Annotated in this window: 13 protein-coding genes; 6 read left to right on the top strand and 7 right to left on the bottom strand. The window is 60.1% G+C overall.

What is annotated here, in order from left to right; genetic code table 11:
• Positions 1-18: 18 nt before the first annotated feature.
• Genes ACWFTY_RS00370 through ACWFTY_RS00360 form a run of 3 tightly spaced genes read right to left on the bottom strand, consistent with a single transcriptional unit; the run spans position 19 to position 6,084 of the window.
• Entirely contained in the window at positions 19-3,711 is a 3,693-nt protein-coding gene (locus ACWFTY_RS00370) for an error-prone DNA polymerase (protein ID WP_447525423.1), read from the bottom strand.
• Entirely contained in the window at positions 3,711-5,216 is a 1,506-nt protein-coding gene (locus ACWFTY_RS00365; protein ID WP_447526925.1) for a Y-family DNA polymerase, read from the bottom strand. Before ACWFTY_RS00365 ends, ACWFTY_RS00370 begins: the two co-directional genes overlap by 1 nt.
• Positions 5,155-6,084, bottom strand: coding sequence for an ImuA family protein (locus ACWFTY_RS00360; RefSeq protein WP_447525422.1), 930 nt, complete (start codon positions 6,082-6,084; stop codon positions 5,155-5,157). The genes ACWFTY_RS00365 and ACWFTY_RS00360 overlap by 62 nt, the downstream gene beginning before the upstream one ends.
• A 137-nt stretch (positions 6,085-6,221) precedes the next feature.
• Here ACWFTY_RS00360 and ACWFTY_RS00355 point away from each other — a divergent pair, with 137 nt between their 5' ends.
• Together ACWFTY_RS00355 and ACWFTY_RS00350 are read left to right on the top strand one after the other, a co-directional pair.
• Complete coding sequence (locus ACWFTY_RS00355) at positions 6,222-7,013, top strand: class I SAM-dependent methyltransferase (protein WP_447525421.1); 792 nt, start codon at positions 6,222-6,224, stop codon at positions 7,011-7,013.
• 122 nt (positions 7,014-7,135) lie between these two features.
• Entirely contained in the window at positions 7,136-7,912 is a 777-nt protein-coding gene (locus ACWFTY_RS00350) for an ion transporter (protein ID WP_447525420.1), read from the top strand.
• Positions 7,913-7,973: 61 nt separating this feature from the next.
• Here ACWFTY_RS00350 and ACWFTY_RS00345 read toward each other — a convergent pair whose 3' ends face one another.
• On the bottom strand, positions 7,974-8,099 hold the full coding sequence (locus ACWFTY_RS00345) for a hypothetical protein (RefSeq protein WP_447525419.1): 126 nt from the start codon (positions 8,097-8,099) through the stop codon (positions 7,974-7,976).
• Between the two features lie 32 nt (positions 8,100-8,131).
• Positions 8,132-8,626, bottom strand: coding sequence for a Dps family protein (locus ACWFTY_RS00340; protein WP_447525418.1), 495 nt, complete (start codon positions 8,624-8,626; stop codon positions 8,132-8,134).
• Between the two features lie 249 nt (positions 8,627-8,875).
• Between ACWFTY_RS00340 and ACWFTY_RS00335 the strand changes: the two genes are divergently transcribed.
• Positions 8,876-9,442: a type 1 glutamine amidotransferase domain-containing protein gene (locus tag ACWFTY_RS00335; protein ID WP_447525417.1), complete on the top strand. Its 567-nt coding sequence runs from the start codon at positions 8,876-8,878 to the stop codon at positions 9,440-9,442.
• Between the two features lie 189 nt (positions 9,443-9,631).
• Complete coding sequence (locus ACWFTY_RS00330; RefSeq protein WP_447525416.1) at positions 9,632-10,153, top strand: hypothetical protein; 522 nt, start codon at positions 9,632-9,634, stop codon at positions 10,151-10,153.
• 51 nt (positions 10,154-10,204) lie between these two features.
• On the opposite strand, the gene ribH is transcribed toward ACWFTY_RS00330, so the two are convergent.
• Both ribH and ribB read right to left on the bottom strand, forming a co-directional pair.
• A complete protein-coding gene (ribH, locus tag ACWFTY_RS00325) occupies positions 10,205-10,627 on the bottom strand; it encodes a 6,7-dimethyl-8-ribityllumazine synthase (RefSeq protein WP_447526924.1) in 423 nt (140 codons plus the stop codon).
• 94 nt (positions 10,628-10,721) lie between these two features.
• A complete protein-coding gene (gene ribB / locus ACWFTY_RS00320) occupies positions 10,722-12,026 on the bottom strand; it encodes a 3,4-dihydroxy-2-butanone-4-phosphate synthase (protein ID WP_447525415.1) in 1,305 nt (434 codons plus the stop codon).
• Positions 12,027-12,680: 654 nt separating this feature from the next.
• Here ribB and ACWFTY_RS00315 point away from each other — a divergent pair.
• Together ACWFTY_RS00315 and ACWFTY_RS00310 are read left to right on the top strand one after the other, a co-directional pair.
• Positions 12,681-13,682 carry a ligase-associated DNA damage response exonuclease gene (locus ACWFTY_RS00315; protein ID WP_447525414.1) on the top strand — a complete coding sequence of 334 codons (1,002 nt, stop codon included), beginning with the start codon at positions 12,681-12,683 and terminating at the stop codon, positions 13,680-13,682.
• Positions 13,682-15,253 (top strand): cisplatin damage response ATP-dependent DNA ligase, encoded by a 1,572-nt coding sequence (locus ACWFTY_RS00310; protein WP_447525413.1) that lies wholly within the window; start codon positions 13,682-13,684, stop codon positions 15,251-15,253. Before ACWFTY_RS00315 ends, ACWFTY_RS00310 begins: the two co-directional genes overlap by 1 nt.
• Positions 15,254-15,261: the final 8 nt, after the last annotated feature.

Raw genomic sequence — 15,261 nt, 5'->3', positions numbered from 1 at the left:
GAGCCTGTTTCTCCTAGTTTAATGAAAATCACGCGACTTCGGTAATATCCTGACATTGCGGGGATGGCCGTGGCGCGGATATGCGGGTCGTGGTTCTGCCGGATGATCTTCTTCCCGGGCCGCCCACCGGTCTTCGTTGCGATAGACCGGCCGCTTGACCTCGTCGGCACGGGACATCGGCATATCCGGCCGGTCACGATCACTTATATCGTCCAGCATGAACGTATAATCCTCTACCCGTGTGGTCATCAGATGGGTGACGCCCTCGGCGCTCCGCTGGACTTCTCCGGTGGCGAGCATCAGCCGGGCGGCCATCACCGGACGGCGCATTTTCTCGAACCGGCTGGCCCAGAGCAGCAGATTGGCGACCCCGCTTTCATCCTCGAGCGTAATGAACACCGCATTGCCCTTGCCGGGCCGCTGGCGGATCAGCACGACGCCGGCGACTTTTGCCTGCGACCCGTTTTTCGCCCGCGCAAGTTCCGCGCAACTGAGCACGCCCATTGCTTTCAGCCGTTCGCGCAGAAATTCCATCGGATGGCCTTTGAGCGATAGTCGAACGCTTTGATAATCGGCGACGACATGTTCTCCCTTGGTCATGGCGGGCAGGTGGGCGTCTTGCTCCTGCCCCAGTTCCTTCGCCTGTGCGGCTTCGAACAGCGGCAATGTATTGACCGGAGTCCGGCGCACTTCCCACAGGGCCTGGCGGCGATCCAGCCCCAGCGAGCGGCAGGCATCGGCGTCGGCGAGCAGGCGCAGCGCGCGCGCGGGCAGGTTCGCTTTGTGGGCGAGTTCCTCGATCGTCCGGAACGGGCGCGCGGCGAGGATCTGTTCGGCCCAGGCTTCACGGAAACCGTCGATCTGGCGCAGGCCGATGCGGAGGGATATTTCTTCCCTGTGCGAAGCGCGGGGAGGGGGACCATCCGAAGGATGGTGGAGGGGCCGTCGCGAAGCAGCGCTCGCACCGCCGGCCCCTCCACCATCAGCCGCCGCTACGCTCTGGCTGACGGTCCCCCTCCCCGAAGCTGACGCTTCAGGGAGGAAATATTGCTCCACGCGATTATCCCACTCGCTATAATTTACATCCGGCGCTCGCACCTCCACCCCATGTTCCCGCGCGTCCCGGACAAGCTGCGCCGGTGCGTAAAATCCCATTGGTTGTGAATTGAGCAGCGCCGCCGCGAAGACCGCCGGGTGGTGGCATTTGATCCAGCTCGAGACATAGACCAGCCGGGCAAAGCTGATCGCGTGGCTTTCCGGAAAACCATAGCTGCCGAACCCCTGAATCTGCTTGTAGCAGCGCTCGGCGAAATCCCGGTCATAGCCCTTGACGGTCATCCCCTCGATCATCTTTGCCTCGAAATGATGGATCGTGCCGACATTGCGAAAGGTCGCCATCGCGCGGCGCAACCTGTTGGCATCGGCGGGCGAGAAATCGGCGGCGACGATCGCCAGCTTCATCGCCTGTTCCTGAAACAACGGTACGCCGAATGTCCGTCCGAGTACCGATTTCAGTTCATCCGGATCATGCGGCGGCTTTGGCGAGGGCAGGGTGACTTTCTCGACGCGAGATCGCCGCCGCAGATAGGGGTGAACCATATCGCCCTCGATCGGACCGGGGCGGACAATCGCCACCTGGATTACCAGATCATAAAATTCGCGCGGTTTTAGCCGCGGCAACATATTGATCTGGGCCCGGCTCTCGACCTGGAACACTCCAATACTGTCGCCCTTGCACAGCATGTCATAGGTCGCCGGATCTTCGTGGGGGATGTTCTGGAGGGTCCATTTTTCCTCCCCGAAGCGCAGCTTTGGGGAGGTGGCGCGCCGAAGGCGTGACGGAGGGGTGTCTGATCGAGGCGGTGGCCCCTCCACCGCGCTTCGCGCGGTCCCCCTCCCCGAAGCCAAGGCTTCAGGGAGGATGTTGATGCTCTCCAGCATATCAAACGCCTTGCGGATGCAGGTCAGCATGCCGAGCGCGAGAATATCGACCTTCATCAGGCCGAGCGTGTCGATATCATCCTTGTCCCACTCGATGAAGGTGCGGTCGTCCATCGCGGCATTGTGGATCGGGACGGTCTCGTCGAGCCGGTCCTGGGTCAGCACAAAGCCGCCGACATGCTGCGACAGGTGGCGGGGAAATTGCAATATCTGCTGCACCAGATCGCCGAGCCGCCGGATTCCAGGATTGTCGGGATCGAGGCCGGTTTCGGCAAAGCGTTTGTCGGGGTCCTTGCCACCATGGCTGCCCCAGACGGTGCTCGACAGACGGCTGGTAATATCTTCCGACAGGCCCAGCGCCTTGCCGACCTCGCGGATCGCGCTGCGCGAGCGATAATGGATCACGGTCGCGGCAATGCCCGCCCGGTGGCGGCCATAGCGCGCATAGATATACTGGATCACCTCCTCGCGCCGTTCATGTTCGAAATCGACATCGATATCTGGCGGCTCGCGGCGCTCTTCCGAAATGAAGCGCGAGAACAGCAGATCATGCTCCATCGGATCGGCCGAGGTGATGCCGAGCAGATAACAGACTGCGCTATTCGCCGCCGACCCGCGCCCCTGGCAGAGTATGCCCTGATCCTGGGCAAATTTGACGATGTCGTGGACAGTCAGGAAATAGGGCGCATATTCCATCTTCTCAATCAGCCGCAATTCCTCCTCGACCTTCGCCCGCAACCGTTCGGGAAGGGTCTCGCCATGCCGATCATGGGCGGCGCTCCATGTCAGATGCGCAAGCCAGCCCTGCGGCGTCCAGCCCTCGGGCACCGGTTCTTCAGGATAATGATAGCTGAGTTCGTCGAGCGTGAAATCGACCAGTTCGGGCAGCTTTTGCGTCTCCGCCAGCGCCTCCGGGTAGTCCCGGAACAGGCGCGCCATTTCTGCCGGCGGTTTGAGAAACCGTTCGGCATTGGCGGCGAGCAATTTTCCCGCTTTGTCGATTGTGGTCTTCTCGGCAATGCAGGTCAGGATGTCGTGCAGCGGGCGCTGTTCGGGTGTCGCATAGAGCGGGTTGTTGGTGGCGATGAGCGGGATGCCGGTCGCTTGGGAAAGATTGTGCAGTCTGGCGAGATGGCGCTTGTCCGGGCCGGAGCGGGGCATGGCGGCGCCCAGCCAGATATGGGGGGTGTGAGAGAGGAGGTGCCCAAATATTTCCTCCCCGCGCGCAGCGGGGGGAGGGGGACCGTCCGAAGGATGGTGGAGGGGCACCCTTAATGTAGCAATCCCGTCACCGGCCCCTCCACCATCAGCCGCCGCTTCGCTCTGGCTGACGGTCCCCCTCCCCAAAGCTGACGCTTCAGGGAGGATGATTAGCGCCCAATCTTCACTGCACCATTCCAGCAAATCCGCCTCATAAAGAAAACAATCCCCCTTCTCCGCCCGCAAATTCCCGGTCGAGAGAAGTCGTGTCAGCCGCCCCCAGCCGCGCCGGCCCAGCGGATAGACAATCACCTCCGGCATATCATCGGCAAAGACCAGTCGCGATCCGACGATCAGCTTGAAATCCGGTAGCGCCAGCCCTTCTTCGGCCGCATCCTCATGCGCCCGACGCAGTGCCGCATGCGCGCGGACCACCCCGGCAACGCTGTTGCGGTCGGCGATGCCAATCCCGGTCATGCCCAGCGCCATCGCCTGCATCACCATATCGGCGGGGGAAGAGGCTCCGTGCAGGAAACTATAATGGGTGGAGGCCGCCAGTTCGGCAAACATTACGCAAACAGCCCATGCACATACCAGTCCGGGTTCGCTTTCTCCTCGCCATAAAGCCCGTGGCGAAACAACCAGTAGCGCCGGCCGCGGGCATCCTCGACGCGGTAATAGTCGCGGGTCAGGCCGCCGTTTCCGGGCTGCTGTCCGTCCTTGCGCTGCCACCATTCCGACGCGATGCGCTCGGGGCCTTCATAGCGGATCACCTGATGGCTCTTGCGTCGCCAGGTGAAGCGATAGGGCGGGCCGTCCGGGACCTCGGCAATCACTTGCACGCGCTGGGGTGGGTCGAACATATGCAAGGGACGCATCGGCGGATTGTCGGGAGACAGTCTCTGCCATTGCACGGGCGGCGGAGCATTGAGCGCGGGCAGTGCGAGCAGGCCCTGTTCGGGGATATGGCTGTCGGCGGGAACAAACTTTTGTACCCGGTCGCGACCCAGTCTTGTGCTGAGCTGGCTGACCAGAGCGACTTCGTCACCTTGGCGATCCTCGCCGCCTTCGAGTCTTAATTGTTGCGGTGCCAGCACGTCCGAAGCGACGATGCTCAGCCGGATCAAATCATAGCCGAAGCCCGGATTGAGTTCGTCATTGAGCGCCTCGATCCGTTCGCGCAGCAGGCGTTTGAAAAGAGCTGCATCGCGGGTCGGCGCGCCGGTTTCCAGACCGAGCCGCGCGACATCGCCATCGCAGCGGAACAGCATCATCCGGATCATCCGCGCGCCCTGACCGCGCTCGTTTAGCCGTTCGGAGGCCTCGACAAACAGCTCCGACAGGCAGGTCAGCGCGCCATCAATATGGGTCAGCGGCTCGGCAAAGCGGCGTTCGGTGACGACATTGCCAATCCGGCGCAGCGGATCGATCGGGCGGTCTTCGAGTCCCAGAATCCGGTCCAGCCGCACCGTCAGTTCCATCCCGAACCGTGCTGCCAGATTGGCGCGGGGCCGCTCGGCCAGATCGCCGATATGATAAAGCCCGGCCCGTTCCAGCGCCTGATGGATCTTGGCGTCCATGGCCAGCGCCGCTACCGGTAGCTGTGCTTCCGCGCCTTCCTTCAGGCCATGTCGCGCCAGCGCCAGCGCCGCATCGGCGGTTCCGGCCAAGGCCCATTGGCTGCTGTAACCCGAAGCGTCGAGCCGGTCCTCGGCATCCTGCGCAAGCCTTTCCTCATCGCCGTGGAGATGCGCCGCGCCGGTAATATCGAGGATCAGCGCATAAAGCGGTTCGACCGCCACCATCGGTGTGTAACGTTCGCAGGCTTCGGCCAGCCGCGACAGCAAGTCCGCGTCGGCCAGCGGCTGATGGTCAAAGGCGAGCAGATCCGGCACCCGCGCCCGCGCGTCGGCGAGCTTCATGCCTGGGCCGAGACCCAGAGATACGGCCTGCCGGTCCGCCGCCATGATCACCATCGCGCCGCGTATCTTTTCGGTCAGCGCAAAGGGATGGTCAGGCGGCCCGTGTGCCCTGATGATCCGCTCGGACGGCAGCCAGGGCAGGAACAGCGCCAAGGTCCGGCGTTCTCTGTTCTCCTGGCTGTTCGCTCTGTTGCTCGCGGAAGATTTGTTCGTCACGGTTCCACTCCAGTCGGGCGCTCAGCCCGTAAAGACCGCTGCGGTGGCGCAGCAGGGTGATATCGAAAGCGCCATGGCCCGGAGCATTGGCGTCCAGCGCGAAGGAAGGTGCAGCAGTCACTGACCAGCGACTGAAGGCAGCGGTCGGCAAAGGATTGTCCGGATCGCTGCCGGAGCGCAGGCACAGACCGAGCACGCCGGACTTTTGCGCCGACAGCGACAGGCGGCGGGTAGCGGTCAGGTCGAGACCCTTGGGCTTCTTGCCCGCCAATTCGATGATTACCGCTGCCATGGCCGAAGATCGCACGCCGTCGGCGGCTGCGCGCAGCGCCGCGATGCTATCCGGCGCATCGACATGGATGATGCTGTCCGGATCAACGCCCAGTTCCGCCAGCCCTGGCGGGTAGAGTCGGCCCTGCCGTCTGGCTTCCCCGCTTTCGCTGATCCACAATATCGGTCGTCCATCCTGACCCAAAATTTGACAACGCTGCGCCATCAGCAGCGCCATCGCCGCTGTGCTGGTCCGGTCATCCTTGCTCGCCGCGTGCAGCTCATGCAGCGCCGCGCGCGGCAGGCCATCGACCCCGGCATTGCCGCGCAAGGCCGCGTCGATCCGGTCGACGCCGAAGCTGAAATGTGACGGAGTGCCGTCATCCTCCGCTGTCCTCACGCCAGACGCCGCCAGTATCTTGGCGAGACGCGCCCGCAAGACAGAGGGCTTTGCTGGTGTAGCCGGAGGCACAGCAGAAGGGGTGTCCGGTGGAAGCCCGAAAGCCCCGTCCGAATCCGAATCGATATTGTTCATGATTTGTTCTAAAATATAGAACGGACGAATTTGGTCAAGCCTGTTCGCAATTTTCGGGGCAAGAGAGGCGAGGCCTGTCGCATAATGGTTGACCAAATTCCGGGGTTGATGAACATTGTCCGGAGAGGAGAGCCGCCATGAAAACAACATTGCTCAAATTATCGGTCATTTGTCTTGTAACCACTGCCCTTGCGCCCTTGCCGCTATTGGCCAAGCATCATGAAGCTGGTGAAAGGACAGCCATTGACGTTGCCATCACCAAGGCTGCGCTGACCGCTGCAGCAGGCCGGTCGGATCAAGACAAGGCCCGCGATGCCAGCCGCAAACCCGCAGAAGTACTGTCCTTTCTTGGCCTGGAAACAGGCGATGTCGTGCTCGACCTGATCGCTTCTGGCGGCTGGTACAGCGTCGCGGCGGCGATTGCGACCGGACCGGAAGGCAAGGTCTATGCGCAGAACCCGGCGGCAGCGCTGCAGTTGCGAGACGGCGCTTATGAAACGGAAATAACCGCGCGCCTGGCAGCAAATAACCTGCCTCAGATCGAACGTCTCAACAGCGAGATCGCCGAACTCGGCGTGCCGGATGGCAGTATCGATGTTGCGATTACCGCGCTCAATTTCCACGATGTCTACAATGGTTTCGGTGCCCCGGCAGCGATCGGGATGCTGCTGGCGCTGAAGGCGAAGCTTAAGCCGGGCGGGGTGCTCGGCGTGATCGATCATGCCGGCGATCCCGATGGCGACAACGAAGCCTATCACCGGATTGATCCGGCCCTGGCGGTCGCAGCGGCGGAAGCCGCCGGGTTCACGGTGGAACGCAATGACGAATTGCTCGCCGGAACAGACGATGATCATATGACAAATGTCTTCGATCCGGCCACGCGCGGCAAAACCGACCGGTTCATACTGAAGCTGGTGAAGCCCGAATAGCCAAGCCTGACAGTCGGCAATATTCTATCGCTGGCAACGCAAAGCTTGTCTTGATTGGCGGCCGCTGCGCGACCAAATGATCCCGGGTTGCAAATAGCAGCATTTGTCAATGAGGATAGCTTGTGATCGAAAGACTTCGGATATTGATTGAATCATCGCGTTTTCAGAATGCGATCATGGCGGTGATTGTCATTAATGCAATCGTCATCGGGATGGAGACATCGCCTTTGCTGACGGAGCGGTTCGGGGTTTTCCTGAGCGCAATAGACGCTATCGCGATCGGGATTTTCGTTGTTGAAATCCTGCTCAAGCTATTTGTCTACCGGACGCGTTTTTTCAAGAACGGCTGGAATATCTTCGATTTTGTGATTGTCGCGGTGGCGTTGCTGCCTACGGGAGGAAGTCTCTCGGTCCTGCGCGCGCTCAGGATATTGCGTGCCCTGCGGCTAATCTCGGCGATGCCCAAAATGCGTAAGGTGGTGCAGGGGCTGTTTGCGGCAATCCCCTCGATGGGAACGGTGATTATTTTGCTCGGCCTGGTTTTCTATATCGCAGCGGTGATGGCGACAAAGCTGTTCGGCGGAGCCTTTCCCGAATGGTTCGGGTCCATCGGCTCCTCGCTCTATTCGCTGTTCCAGATCATGACGCTGGAAAGCTGGTCGATGGGTATCGTCCGCCCGATCATGGAAGTCTATCCCTGGGCCTGGGCGTTTTTCGTGCCCTTCGTGCTGGTCACCAGTTTTGTCGTGCTGAACCTGTTTATTGCGATCATCGTCAATGCGATGCACGAGGAAGCGGACGAGGAGCAAGCGGCCCAGAGGGATGAGATACTGGCAGAAATTCAGGCGCTCCGGCAGGAAATGAGGGCAATGGCAACCAGTCGATCGTCTAGCCAATAAAAAAGCCCGCTCCTGCATGATGCAGGAGCGGGCAAGTCGCACTTGCAAACTTGAAAGTAGATCAGAAAAATCCCGTCACAGCGGCTAGCGCGACGATCGCAAATACGGTCGATACGCCCAGCACGATGATCATGTGGCGGGTGGTGAAGCCCTGGCGGGCGCTGGTCTTGTCCAATTGTTTTTTCATAGATTCTTCCTGAATTTAATGGCGAAGGCGGACTACATGCTGGCCGACAGCATCCACGACGATTCTTCCAGCACTCCGATCCGCGCAGTCAGCAGATCCGCCGTAAAAACATCGTCGGCCTCTTCCGCAGTTTTGACAAATTCCCGCATCTGGTCGGCCACGGTGAGCGTATCCTCCGACAGCTGCTTGAGCATGGATTCGACGTCGCCATATTTCACCTGGTCCTTGATCGCGCTATTCTCGATATAGGTGGACAGTCCGACCGGCGTCTTCGCGCCGAGAGCCCGGATCCTTTCGGCAATTTCGTCGATCGAGGCGGCCAGATCCTCATATTGGGCTTCTGTCAGCTTGTGGACACCGTGAAATTGCGGGCCGGTCACGTTCCAGTGGACCGCCTGGGTCTTCTGATAAAGCACATAGGTAGAGGCCAGAGCTTCGCCCAGCTTCTCGGCCATCGTGGCGCGGTCCGCTTTTTTGATATCGCTTTTCATCTCGCGGAGTTCTGCTGATTTGATTGTTGCCGTCATAATAAAGTCTTCCTTTCATTCTGGTGCGCTCGACGAACTGGCGGAGCGCGGTTCCTGACAATGATTACGTCTCGACCTTCATTTGGTTCCGTTTAAGCTGTGGAAAAATCCGGACAAAAAAGGGTGCCTATAGATAATGAAGGCCAGCGGGCCGCCAGAAAACGCAGGGGCCAGCTTCCGGAAAAAGCGGAACCAATCCGCTTCCCGCCGCGTAGACTTTTCATGACCCCCAACGAAAGGACGACAGAAATGACGAACATTTCAAACGCAAAAATAGCAATCCTCGCCACCGACGGTTTTGAAAAATCGGAGCTTTTCGAACCAAGAAAGCAGCTCATTGACGCCGGAGCAGATATCACCATCGTGTCGCTGGAATCCGGTTCGATCAAAAGCTGGGACGAAAAAGACTGGGGTGAGAGCATCGCAGTCGACATGACCGTGGACCAGGCCAAGGAAAGCGATTTTGAAGCACTTGTATTGCCCGGCGGGCAGATGAACCCGGACATCTTGCGGGTAGAGGGCAAGGTAATTGATTTTGTGACGGCCTTTTTCAACGCCGGCAAACCGATCGCCGCCATTTGTCACGCGCCATGGCTGCTGATCGAGGCGGATCTGGTGCAGGGCCGCAAGGTTACCGGCTATCCCTCGATCAAGACCGACCTGATCAACGCCGGTGCGCAATATGAAGATAGCGAAGTGGTGGTCGACAATGGCCTGATTACGTCACGCAATCCCGGCGATCTCGACGCATTCAGCGCCAAGATTATCGAAGAGCTCCGGGAAGGCCTGCATAAACGCACCCAGAAAGCGGCCTGATTGGTACGGGGATTGACGAAGGGGCTGGCTCTTCCGTAGTCGGCCTCTCGGGACCGATGACGGCATAATTGTCTTTCATCCTGCCCATGCGTCGACTCGCCTCAATCGCCTTAACAAAACTGGCTATCGTTTTTTAGCCAGCTTGCTGTACGAAAAAATGCCATTTTTAGTAATTCCAAGGAGTACAATATGAAGAATTTTCTGACACTCGTGACTGGCGCTGCGCTTCTCGCGGCTACCCCGGCCTTGGCGCAGGATGCCGCTCCGGCTGTCGAAGTCGAGGCCGGCATGAAGGTTTTCGGCCCCAATGGCGGTGAAGTCGGTACGGTAGAGTCCGTTGCCGGTGGTGCCGTGGTTCTCGATACCGGCAATAACAAGGCTGCGCTCTCGCCTGAGGCTTTTGCCAAGGCAGAAAATGGCCTGTCGATCACGATGACAAAGGCTGATCTGGATAGCGCCGTCGAAAAAGCGGCTGCGGATGCCAAAGCACAATTGCTGGCCGGTCTGACCCCTGGCACCGAAGTTAAATCCGTAACCGGAGCTGCGGTGATTGGCACTATTGAGGCAAAAGACGCCGAATATGTGACCGTTGATCATGACGGCCAAGCAGTGAAACTGCCCGTCGCGGCCTTCATGACCCAAGCCGATGGCGGCGTCACCATCACGATGACCGAAGACGAATTCAAGGCCGCAATTGCTGGCACCCAATAACGCCTTATATTATAGAGACAGCGGGCACGAGTGATCGTGCCCGCTGTCATTTCAGGCGGTAAACTTCATTCCCAATTCGTACATTGCGATAGCCGCCTGCGCCGCTTCGCCGCCCTTGTTCTTGCGGCTCTTGTCCGCCCTGGCCAGCGCCTGTTCTTCATTTTCCACCGTGATAATTCCGTTGCCGATGGCTGCGCCGTCCATGGTCAGCGCCATGATGCCGCGCGCGCTTTCACCCGCCACGATCTCGAAATGATAAGTCTCGCCGCGGATCACCACGCCGATCGCGACAAAGCCATCATATAGGTCGCTGTCGATCGCCATGGATATGGCGGCCGGAATTTCCAGCGCGCCGGGTACCGTGATGACCTCATGTTCATGACCGGCCGCCTTCAGCGCATCGGTTGCGCCTTCGATCAGCATGTCGTTCAAATTGTCGTAAAAACGCGCTTCGACGATCAGGAATTTTGCCATTTTATTCTCTCTCAATTTCGTCATCCTGAACTTGCTTCAGGATCTGGTGGATGTTCGATGGAGGTCCTGAAATAAATTCAGGATGACGAGCCGGTCAGGCTTTCTCCAGTTCCTTGCTATCCTCGGCGGGTACTGCCCGCTGTCCGACAATCCGCAAGCCGAAGGCGTCGAGCCCGACCATATCATGGCTGGTATTGGTCAGCAGTTCCATATCATGGACGCCCAGTTCGCTGAGGATTTGCGCGCCAACGCCATAGTCGCGCAACTGGTCCATCGCCGGCGGCTTGCCGCCACCCAGGCTGCGGACCTGCCGCGAATATAGGTCGGGTACGCGCGGGCTGATGAAAACGATGATGCCAGCCCCTTCCTCGCCGATGATCTTCATCGATTCCTGCAGCATATTGGCGCGGCCGGTGTCCTGCCCGAACAGGTCGGGGAAGATCGTGGTCGCATGCATCCGTACCAGAGTCGGCTTGTCGGGATCGACATGGCCTTTCTGCAGGACGATCTGCTCGCTCTCGGTTGCGCTGTTATAGAAAGTGATCGCATTCCATTCGCCGCCCCAGCGGCTGGTGAAGCGCGCTTCTTCCCGGCGCTCGGTCAGATGGTCGTGGCGCAGGCGATAGGCAATCAGATCGCGGATCGTGCCGATTTTCATGCCATGATGCTGGGCAAATTCGATCAGATCATCGAGCCGCGCCATCTCGCCATCGTCTTTCATGATTTCGCAGATCACGCCAGCCGGGTTGAGGCCTGCAAGCCGGGAAACATCGACCGCTGCTTCGGTATGGCCGGCACGAACCAGCACGCCGCCATTGCGCGCCTGCAAGGGAAAGATATGGCCGGGGGTGACAATCTCGTCCTTGCCCTTGGTCCGGTCGATCGCAACTGCCACAGTGCGCGCGCGGTCGGCGGCGCTGATTCCGGTGGTGACACCGTCGCGTGCCTCGATCGAGGTGGTGAAGGCGGTTTCATAAGCGCCGCGGTTGTTGGCGCTCATCATGTCGAGGCCCAGTTCCTCGACCCGGTCCCGCGTCATCGCCAGGCAGATCAGCCCGCGGCCATATTTGGCCATGAAATTGACCGCATCGGGGGTCGCCATCTGCGCCGGAATGATCAGATCGCCTTCATTCTCCCGGTCCTCGTCATCGACCAGAATATACATCCGCCCGTTGCGCGCTTCGTTGATGATTTCTTCCGGCGTCGCCATCACGCCGCTGGCGCCGCGCGCCAGATAGGTTTCCAGCTTGCCCAGCGTTTCCGCCGTCGGGTTCCAGTCATCCTGCCCTAGGCTGCGCAGGCTATTGGCATGCAGGCCAGCGGCGCGCGCTAGTCCCGCGCGGGTTTCCTTGCCGGATTCGATCAGTTCGATCAGTTGCTCGATCAGGATTTTGCTCATGGACTCGCCTTTGTGATGTGATGATGCGAATCGATTATCACATTGTAATGTGATTGGTCTAGGGGAAAGATCACATTGTGGTCACATAGTGTGATGCGGGGCGCGAAATAATCTTTCAAACTTTACACACTTTACAGGGTTATGGAATTGAAAATTCGGGGGTTGATAAAAGCGGCGCATGGGCTGGTTTTGGGACGGATATGAGGGTGTTTTGTTCATAGTCGCGTTTTAGCATTGGCGGGGTGATGTAGGAAAGAAGGGCCTGCGGACGAAGAAGCAGAATGTTCGCACCCCGACTTCGAATAGCACTATCGTCATTGCGAGCGCAGCGAAGCAATCCAGAGCGGCGTGCACGGCCCTATATTGCCGCGTCGCTCTGCTCCTCGCAATGACGGGGCTCTTCGCTTCAGGAGGAACGCCAATTTTAGCCCCTCCTTTTAAAAGGAGGGGTTGGGGTGGTTTCTCTCGTGTGGGAATGGTCTTTTCGGCTCCAATTCTTTTATGTCGGCACCTTCGTTGTTCGCTGGCGCGAGCGATGCTTGCGCATCGCCACCACCCCTTAATCCCCTCCTCTGAAGAGGAGGGGCTGATAGACGCACCACTTGCCCCTTCCCCTTGACCGGAACCTTTCCTCGCTCGATACGCTATTAGGCCATGGCAAAAGCGAAACACTGGATCGAGCCGCATCCGCAGGGCATTTACGTGCGGCCTGCCGACGTCTGGATCGATCCGTCCGTGCCCAAAGAAAACGCCGTAGTCACCCACGGCCATGCCGATCATGCGCGCGGCGGGCATGGCGATGTCTGGGCGACGCCGGAGACGCTGGCGATCATGGGCTTGCGCTATGGGACGGAGGCGGGGACGCCGATTGCTTATGGCGAGGGCTTCGAACGCGGCGGGGTGCGGTTCAGCCTGCATTCGGCGGGTCATGTGCTGGGCTCGGCGCAGGTGTTGATGGAATATCAGGGCGAGCGGGTGGTCGTCACCGGCGATTATAAACGCCGCCCCGATCCGACCTGCGAGCCGTTCGAACTGGTGCCGTGCGATATTTTCATTACCGAGGCGACCTTCGGCTTGCCGGTGTTCCAGCATCCGCCAATCGCGGGCGAAATCGCCAAGATTTTCGCGCGGCTGGAAGCCGAGCCGGACAGCAGCATTCTCGTCGGGGCCTATGCGCTCGGCAAGGCGCAGCGGGTGATTGCCGAGTTGCGCCGGGCGGGCTGGGACAAGCCGATCTATCTGCACGGCGCGCAGGTCCGGATGTGCGAGCTTTATGAAGAACTTGGCGTCTCGCTGGGTGAATTGCGGCTGGTGATGGACACGCCGAAGGAGGAAATGCGCGGCCAGATCATTATCGCTCCGCCCTCCGCGCTGACCGACAAATGGAGCCGCCGGCTGCCCAATCCGGTGACCGCCATGGCGTCCGGCTGGATGCGGGTGCGGGGGCGGGCGCGGCAACGCGGGGTCGAGATTCCTTTGGTCATCTCCGATCATGCCGACTGGGATGAATTGACCGAAACCATCCGCGAACTGGCACCAAAGGAAACCTGGATCACCCATGGCAGCGAAGACGGCCTGCTGCGCTGGTGCGAACTGCACCAGATCAAGGCGCGGGCGCTGGCGATGGTCGGGCGCGAAGAAGGGGATGACGGCTGATGCGCCGCTTTGCCGCCCTGATCGACAGCCTGATCTACACCAGATCGCGCAACGCCAAGCTGGCGGCAATTGCCGCCTATTTGCGCGAAACGCCCGATCCCGATCGCGGCTGGGCGCTGGCGGCCTTGACCGACAGCATCGACTTTCCGGCGGTCAAGTCCGCCACCATCCGCAATCTGGCCGGAACCCGGATTGATCCCGAACTGTTCCGCCTGTCGCGCCATCATGTTGGCGATACTGCCGAGACCGTGGCGCTGGTCTGGCCGGAAGCGGAGGGGCGGGAACAGAGCGACCCGACTATCGACGAAGTGGTGCAATCGCTGTCCGCCGCCAATCGTGCGACCGCTCCCGACATTGTCGCTTCCTTGCTCGACAGCCTGGATAGCAACAGTCGCTATGCTCTGCTCAAACTGGCGGTCGGCGGGATGCGGGTTGGAGTATCAGCGCGGCTGGCGAAAACTGCTTTCGCGCAGGCCTTTGATGTAGCGCTCGATGATGTCGAGGAGCTCTGGCACGCGCTCGATCCGCCTTATGAAGCTCTGTTTCAATGGGCGGAGCAGGGCGGTGAACGTCCGGATCTTTCTGCCACACCCTTTTTCCGGCCGTTCATGCTGTCACACCCGTTCGAGGGCGACAGTCTCGATCTCGACCAATATGCGGTCGAGTGGAAATGGGACGGCATTCGCGTGCAGGCCGTGCGTCTCGGCGGCGAGACTCGGCTCTATAGCCGCGGAGGCGATGATATCAGCGCGTCCTTCCCCGATATTGTCGAGGCGTTTGATCGCGACGGCGTGATTGACGGCGAACTGCTGGTGCGGGGCACCGATCAGGGCGGCGAGGCGGCGAGTTTCAATGCGCTGCAGAAACGACTCGGTCGCAAGACCGTCTCGAAGAAAATGCGGCAGGAATTTCCCGCCTTTGTCCGGGTCTATGATCTGCTGATGGACGGTAAAGACGATTTGCGCCTGTCTCCCTGGCACGAGCGGCGCCAGCGGCTCGAAAGATTCGTACCGAAACTCAATGCTGACCATTTCGATCTGTCGGCGGTGGTCGATGTCGATGATTTCGCCGCGCTGGAAGTCATGCGCGCCGGTGCCCGCGATGCGGCGATTGAGGGCGTCATGCTGAAACGCCGCGATAGCCCCTATCTGGCCGGTCGGGTCACCGGTCACTGGTATAAATGGAAGCGCGACCCGCTGAACGCCGACTGCGTGATGATGTACGCCCAGCGCGGCAGCGGACGGCGCGCGTCCTTCTATTCCGATTATACATTCGGCTGCTGGACCGAGGATGGCGAGTTGCTGCCGGTCGGCAAGGCCTATTCCGGTTTCACCGACGAAGAACTGAAATGGCTCGACCGTTTCGTCCGCCAGAATACGGTGGGCCGCTTCGGGCCGGTCCGCGAGGTGACGAAATCGCTGGTGTTGGAAGTCGCGTTTGACTCGATCCACGAAAGCGGCCGCCACAAATCCGGCCTCGCCATGCGCTTCCCGAGGATCCACCGCATCCGCAAGGACAAGCCGGCAGAGGAAGCCGACCGGATTGTGACGCTTCAGGGGATGATCTCGTGAGCGTCAAG

It is taken from the genome of Parasphingorhabdus sp. NYA22, from assembly GCF_976973735.1.
This window is presented reverse-complemented; position numbering and strand designations above follow the sequence as displayed.

Excerpts from the sequence above, each read along its gene's own strand:
- ACWFTY_RS00345 (WP_447525419.1), bottom strand. The coding sequence starts at position 8,099 with ATGAAAAAACAATTGGACAAGACCAGCGCCCGCCAGGGCTTCACCACC.
- ACWFTY_RS00315 (WP_447525414.1), top strand. The coding sequence starts at position 12,681 with ATGGCAAAAGCGAAACACTGGATCGAGCCGCATCCGCAGGGCATTTAC.
- ACWFTY_RS00355 (WP_447525421.1), top strand. The coding sequence starts at position 6,222 with ATGAAAACAACATTGCTCAAATTATCGGTCATTTGTCTTGTAACCACT.
- ACWFTY_RS00370 (WP_447525423.1), bottom strand. The coding sequence starts at position 3,711 with ATGTTTGCCGAACTGGCGGCCTCCACCCATTATAGTTTCCTGCACGGA.
- ACWFTY_RS00340 (WP_447525418.1), bottom strand. The coding sequence starts at position 8,626 with ATGACGGCAACAATCAAATCAGCAGAACTCCGCGAGATGAAAAGCGAT.
- ribB (WP_447525415.1), bottom strand. The coding sequence starts at position 12,026 with ATGAGCAAAATCCTGATCGAGCAACTGATCGAACTGATCGAATCCGGC.
- ACWFTY_RS00360 (WP_447525422.1), bottom strand. The coding sequence starts at position 6,084 with ATGAACAATATCGATTCGGATTCGGACGGGGCTTTCGGGCTTCCACCG.
- ribH (WP_447526924.1), bottom strand. The coding sequence starts at position 10,627 with ATGGCAAAATTCCTGATCGTCGAAGCGCGTTTTTACGACAATTTGAAC.
- ACWFTY_RS00310 (WP_447525413.1), top strand. The coding sequence starts at position 13,682 with ATGCGCCGCTTTGCCGCCCTGATCGACAGCCTGATCTACACCAGATCG.
- ACWFTY_RS00335 (WP_447525417.1), top strand. The coding sequence starts at position 8,876 with ATGACGAACATTTCAAACGCAAAAATAGCAATCCTCGCCACCGACGGT.
- ACWFTY_RS00330 (WP_447525416.1), top strand. The coding sequence starts at position 9,632 with ATGAAGAATTTTCTGACACTCGTGACTGGCGCTGCGCTTCTCGCGGCT.